This window comes from Micromonospora sp. NPDC003816 (assembly GCF_042874705.1).
Taxonomy (GTDB): domain Bacteria; phylum Actinomycetota; class Actinomycetes; order Mycobacteriales; family Micromonosporaceae; genus Micromonospora.
The window spans coordinates 174,543-180,542 of sequence record NZ_JBIANP010000009.1 but is presented as its reverse complement, the minus strand read 5'-3'; the positions used below and the strand labels follow the sequence as shown (position 1 = coordinate 180,542).

General features: G+C 71.8%; 3 protein-coding genes. 1 reads left to right on the top strand and 2 read right to left on the bottom strand.

Annotated elements, in window-relative coordinates:
• Positions 1 to 272 precede the first annotated feature (272 nt).
• Positions 273 to 2,057, bottom strand: coding sequence for a beta-N-acetylhexosaminidase (locus ACFYTT_RS24995; RefSeq protein ID WP_387262733.1), 1,785 nt, complete (start codon positions 2,055 to 2,057; stop codon positions 273 to 275).
• A gap of 311 nt (positions 2,058 to 2,368) precedes the next feature.
• On the opposite strand from ACFYTT_RS24995, the gene ppdK reads away from it, so the two are divergent.
• Positions 2,369 to 5,209: a pyruvate, phosphate dikinase gene (gene ppdK, locus ACFYTT_RS24990; protein WP_387262731.1), complete on the top strand. Its 2,841-nt coding sequence runs from the start codon at positions 2,369 to 2,371 to the stop codon at positions 5,207 to 5,209.
• Positions 5,210 to 5,275: 66 nt separating this feature from the next.
• On the opposite strand, the gene ACFYTT_RS24985 is transcribed toward ppdK, so the two are convergent.
• A complete protein-coding gene (locus ACFYTT_RS24985; RefSeq protein ID WP_176095033.1) occupies positions 5,276 to 5,776 on the bottom strand; it encodes a roadblock/LC7 domain-containing protein in 501 nt (166 codons plus the stop codon).
• Positions 5,777 to 6,000: the final 224 nt, after the last annotated feature.

Here is a 6,000-nt window from a genome sequence, read left to right as displayed (position 1 = left end):
TCCCGGGGGGTGCGGCGCCGGGGGAGGCGTCGCGGTCATGCCATGTACAACCCCCGGCCCGGCCCGATGATTCCGCGATCGCCGCGGCCACGGCCCACTCACGAGCGGGCATGAACCGGACACCGAGGTACGAATCTCCAGCGGCAAACCGGATGATCCGACGTTGACTGACGCGCCCTCGCGCCCGGAGCGTCCGGCGTCGAACCCTGAACATCACCCGTCCCGTCGCGAACCCGCCCACCGCGGGGGGCGATGTTAGGAGGGGTCCCCTGCTATACACCAGGCGTTAACAAGGGGCCCTTCCTTGCAGGGGGGATGGTTGCGTGGGGCGGCCAGGGGATGTCGGGTGCGGAGTGGAAGGTGACGCCCGCCCGCGTCCAGCGCGGGCCGTGCCCGGCCAGCCGTCGACGGAAGGCGTCCCAGTCGTGGGTACGGCGGGGTGACCAGCCCAGCTCGGCGATCGCGGGCAGGCGGGGCAGCAGCATGAACTCGATCTCGTCGAGGCTCGTCACCGACTCGGTCCAGAGCGGCGCCTCCACCCCGAGTACGGCCTCGGCCGGCACGCCGGTCAGGTGCGTGCCGGGATCCCACTCGTACGCCCGACGTACGTCGATGAGACCGGCCCAGTCGTGTCCGAGCGGCGTGTCCGGGGCGTACTTCATGTCCAGGTATGCGTGGTTGCCGGGGGAGAGGATCACGCGGGCGCCCCGACGGACCGCGTCGGCGGTCTGCGGGTCGTCGCCGTTCGTGCCCCACCACTGCAGGATCCGTCCGTCGATGTGCCCGGCCGGGGCGATCTGGTGCCATCCGACGACCGTCTTGCCGAGCCCGGCGACGATCCGCTGCACCCGTTCGACGAACCCGGCGTAGACGTCGGCGGGCACCTTGAACGCCTCGTCGCCGCCGATGTGCAACAACTGGCCGGGGGTGAGTGCAGCGAGTTCGCCGAGGACGTCGGCGACGAAGTCGTACGTCCGATCGTGTGCCGGGTCGACGTAGCTGAACCCGACCTCGGTGCCGGTGTACGGCGGCGGAGCGGTCCGGTCCGGGGAGAGTTCCGGGTACGCGGCCAATGCGGCGTTGGTGTGCCCGGGCAGGTCGATCTCGGGGATGACGGTGATGTGCCGGGCCGCCGCGTACGTCACGATCCGGCGGTAGTCGGCCTGGGTGTAGTACCCGCCCGGCCCGCCTCCGACCTCGGTGGCCCCGCCGACGGTGCTCAGGTCGGGCCAGGAGTCGACGGCGATCCGCCAGCCCTGGTCGTCGGTGAGGTGCAGGTGCAGCCGGTTGAGCTTGTACCGGGCCAGGTGGTCGATCATCCGCAGCACGTCGGGTACGCCGAAGAAGTGCCGGGCCACGTCGAGCATGGCGCCCCGGTGCGGGTAGCGGGGCCGGTCGAGGATCGATCCGCCGGGCAGCACCCAGTGCCGGTCGACCGGGGTGGCGCTCTCGATGTCGGCGGGCAGCAGTTGGCGCAGCGTCTGGACCCCGTGGTGCAGGCCGGCGGCGGTGCCGGCGGTGAGGCGTACCCCGGCGCGGGTGACGTCGAGCCGGTAGCCCTCCGCACCGAGGTCGGCATCGCCGGTCAGGTCGAGGGCGATGCCGCCGGCCGGGGCGGGCTCGGTGGTGTCGGTGACCGGCAGTGGGTACCCGGTGGCGGGGCGCAGCAGCGCGGCGAGCTGCTCGGCGACGGCGAGGGCGGCGGGGTCGGCGCTGACCCGGATGACCGTGTCGGCGGTGAGCAGATGGTCGGCGCTGGCGTCCGGGGTGACGTGTTCGGGGGCCGGCACCACGTCGTCGAGGGGGACCGGCGCCGGCCGGGCGAGCTGGGTCGCCGCCTCCCGCGCCGCCGTCTCCGCCAGCTCTCCGGCGGTGCGGACCGCGTGGCCGGCCGGGTCGACGGCGGCGACCGCTGGAGCGGCGACCGCGCTGACGGCGGTGGCCTCCGGGGCGGCGGGTGGCGTGCGGTCCGCGGTGGTGCCGGTCCGCGCGGCGGGTACGCCGGCCGGGCCGGTGCTCTCGGGTGGCTGCGGGGCGGTGGTGGGGGGCGTGGACACGACGACGGCTCCGAGGGGTGTAGTCGCGGCGGTTCTGGCAAAGGTGCGAGCGTGACGCTGCGTGCCGTCAAGAGTACGGGGAGACCGGCTGTTGCGTATTCGTGCACGTGGAAACGTTCCCAGGGACCGTGGCGAGCGCGACCGATGGTGATTGCTGTGCCCCTTGTCACCGAATGTTCCCGGGGCTCACGACGTTCGCTTAGCCTTCGCCCACCGATCGGAAAAGTCCCTTGGATTAGCAGTGGTCGATCCCGGGGAAATCGAAAACTGAACCTTCGTTAAGTGTCAGTCCGGGCGCGTGGGAGGCTTTGGTGACGCAGGAAACGGTCGAACACAAGTACGTCTACGACTTCGCCGAGGGCAACAAGGACCTCAAGGATCTGCTCGGCGGCAAGGGTGCCAATCTGGCCGAGATGACCAATCTCGGCCTGCCGGTTCCGCCCGGCTTCACCATCACCACCGAGGCGTGCCAGGCGTACCTCGCCACCGGCGCGGAGCCCGACGGGTTGGCCGACCAGATCGCGCGTCACCTGGACTCCCTGGAGCGGGGCATGGGCCGGCGGCTCGGCGACCCGGACGATCCGCTGCTGGTCTCGGTGCGCTCCGGGGCGAAGTTCTCCATGCCCGGGATGATGGAGACCGTCCTGAACGTCGGGCTCAACGACCGCTCCGTGGTGGGCCTGGCCCGGCAGGCCGGCGCCTCCACCGGTCCGGCCGCCTCCGGCGGCAGCGCGGATTCGGCCACCTCCGGCGGCAGCGCGGATTCGGCCACCTCCGGCGGCAGCGCGGATTCGGCCACCTCCGGCGGCAACGCCGACCCGGCCGCCTCCGGCGGCAGTGACAGGTTCGCCTGGGACTCCTACCGTCGACTGATCCAGATGTTCGGCAAGACCGTCTGCGACGTGCCGGGGGAGGAGTTCGAGCAGGCGCTCGACGACGCCAAGCGCGCCCGGAACACCACCGACGACCTCGACCTGGACGCGGACGACCTGCGGGGACTCGTCGACACGTACAAGAAGATCTTCCGGAAGCACACCGGGCGGGACTTCCCGCAGGAGCCGCGCGAGCAGCTCGACCTGGCCATCCGCGCGGTCTTCGACTCGTGGAACGCGGAGCGGGCGGTGGTCTACCGGCGGCAGGAACGCATCCCCGCCGACCTCGGCACCGCCGTCAACGTAGTGGCGATGGTCTTCGGCAACCTCGGGCCGGACTCCGGCACCGGGGTCGCCTTCACCCGCGACCCGGCCAGCGGCGCGCAGGGCATCTACGGCGACTACCTGGCCAACGCCCAGGGCGAGGACGTGGTGGCCGGCATCCGCAACACCGTGCCGTTGCAGGAACTGGAACGGATCGACCGGACGTCCTACGACGAACTGCTCGACTACATGGCCCGGCTGGAGCGGCACTACCGGGACCTGTGCGACATCGAGTTCACCATCGAGCACGGCAAGCTCTGGATGTTGCAGACCCGGGTCGGGAAGCGGACCGCCGCCGCCGCGTTCGTCATCGCCGGTCAGCTCGTGGACGAGGGGCTGATCGACCTGGACGAGGCGCTGCACCGGGTCAACGGCGCCCAACTGGCCCAGCTGATGTTCCCCCGCTTCCAGCTCGACCACGAGTTCCAGGCGGTCGCCACCGGCATCGGCGCCTCGCCGGGTGCCGCCGTCGGTGCGGTCGTCTTCACCTCGACCCGTGCCGTGGAGCTGGCCGCCGAGGGCCAGGACGTGATCCTGGTCCGCCGGGAGACCAACCCGGACGACCTCAACGGCATGATCGCCGCACGCGGCATCCTCACCTCGCGTGGCGGCAAGACCAGCCACGCCGCCGTGGTGGCCCGGGGGATGGGCAAGACCTGCGTCTCCGGCGCCGACGAGCTGGACATCGACGTACCCGGCCGGCGGTTCACCGTGGCCGGGCGAACGGTCACCGAGGGCGACGTGGTCTCCATCGACGGCACCACCGGCAAGGTGTACCTGGGTGAGGTGCCGGCCACGCCCTCCGAGGTGGTGCAGTACTTCGAGGGCGAACTCGACCCGGAGGCCACGGACGACGCGCTGGTCCGGGCCGTACACCGGATCATGTCGCACGCCGACGCCGCGCGGCGGCTGGCGGTACGCACCAACGCCGACACCGCCGTCGACGCGGCGCGGGCCCGGCGCTTCGGTGCCGAGGGCATCGGGCTCTGCCGCACCGAGCACATGTTCCTCGGCGACCGCCGTGAGCTGGTCGAACGGCTCATCCTGGCGCGCGAGGCGGACGAACGGGAGCAGGCCCTGGCCGCGCTGCTGCCGTTGCAGCGGGCGGACTTCGTGGAGATCTTCCGGGAGATGGACGGGCAGCCGGTCACCGTCCGGCTGATCGACCCGCCGCTGCACGAGTTCCTGCCCCCGCTGGAACAGCTCGCGGTCGACGTGGCGGTCGCCCAGGAACGCGGCGAGGACGTCGCCAAGGAGGAGGCGCTGCTGGCCGCCGTACGCCGGATGCACGAGGAGAACCCGATGCTGGGACTGCGCGGCGTACGCCTCGGCCTGGTGATCCCCGGCCTGTTCGCGATGCAGGTGCGGGCGATCACCGAGGCGGCGGTGGAGTGCACCCGGCAGGGCGTACGGTCCTGCCCCGAGATCATGGTGCCGCTGGTCGGTGCGGTGCAGGAGTTGGAGACGGTCCGCGCGGAGGCGGAACGGATCATCGGTGAGGTGGTCGGCGGCAGCGACGTCGAGGTGCTGATCGGCACGATGATCGAGGTGCCCCGGGCGGCGCTGACCGCCGGGCAGATCGCCGAGGCGGCCGAGTTCTTCTCCTTCGGCACCAACGACCTGACCCAGATGGGCTGGGGTTTCTCCCGCGACGACGTGGAGGGCGCCTTCTTCTGGCGCTACCTGGAACTGGGCATCTTCGGCATCTCACCGTTCGAGTCCATCGACGCCGACGGGATCGGCCGGCTGGTGCGGATCGCCGCCGAGGAGGGACGGGCCGCCCGCCCCGGGCTCAAGATCGGCGTCTGCGGCGAACACGGTGGTGACCCGGACTCGGTGCACTTCTTCCACTCGGTCGGGCTGGACTACGTCTCCTGCTCGCCGTTCCGGGTGCCGGTGGCCCGGCTGGAGGCGGGGCGGGCCGCAGTGGTCACGGCGGGCTCGGACAGTCGCTGACGGGTACGGGCCGGTGGACGCGCATCCACCGGCCCGGTGCCGGTGCCGTCGGGCTTGGTGCCGGACTCACATCGGCGGTCGACGCCAGGTGATGTAGGGGTCGCGATGCGGACGCCGGCTGGGCAGGGTGGCCATCGGGGTGCGTACCGCCAGCGGGGCGTGCGGGTCGGGACGCTGCGTCGGCAACGTCGGGCGGTGCCGGGCGGCGAGCGCGGCACCGGCCCGGGAGACCAGGCCCCGGGCCTCCTCGCGCAGCGCGACCAGGTCCGCGCCTGGCTCGGCGACCAGGGTCAACAGGGCGTCCCGGCCGGCGGGGTAGGTGACCACGCAACCGGCGGCGGTGTGCACCACGGATTCGTGGAACTCTCCCCGTCGGACCGTGGTGGCCATCCGGTGACCGAGTCCGAAGCTGGCAGCGGCCAGGGCGGCGAGGTGGGTGGCGTCGGTCGTGGGCAGGTCGCTGGAGATCAGCAGGCCGTCCATGCCGGCGAGGACGACGCCGGCGATCTCGGGGCGGCGGCGACGCAGCCCGCGCAATTCGGTGCCCATCATCGTTTCCGCGTTCACGAGCGTGTCTCTCCCACCGGTCGTGTCTCCGCCTCAACAGGTGACGTTCCGCAGTGGCGACGCTACCTGTCGGCGTCAAATTAGGCGATCCCGTGACCGTCGGCAATCGGTCGGCAACTCTCGACTGATCGGAGGATGTGACCACGACAGGGGCACGTCGCGGCCGGGCCCCGGCGGCCGGGCGGGCGTAACCTGGGCTCGCCCGTGGACCGTCGTCGCGAAGG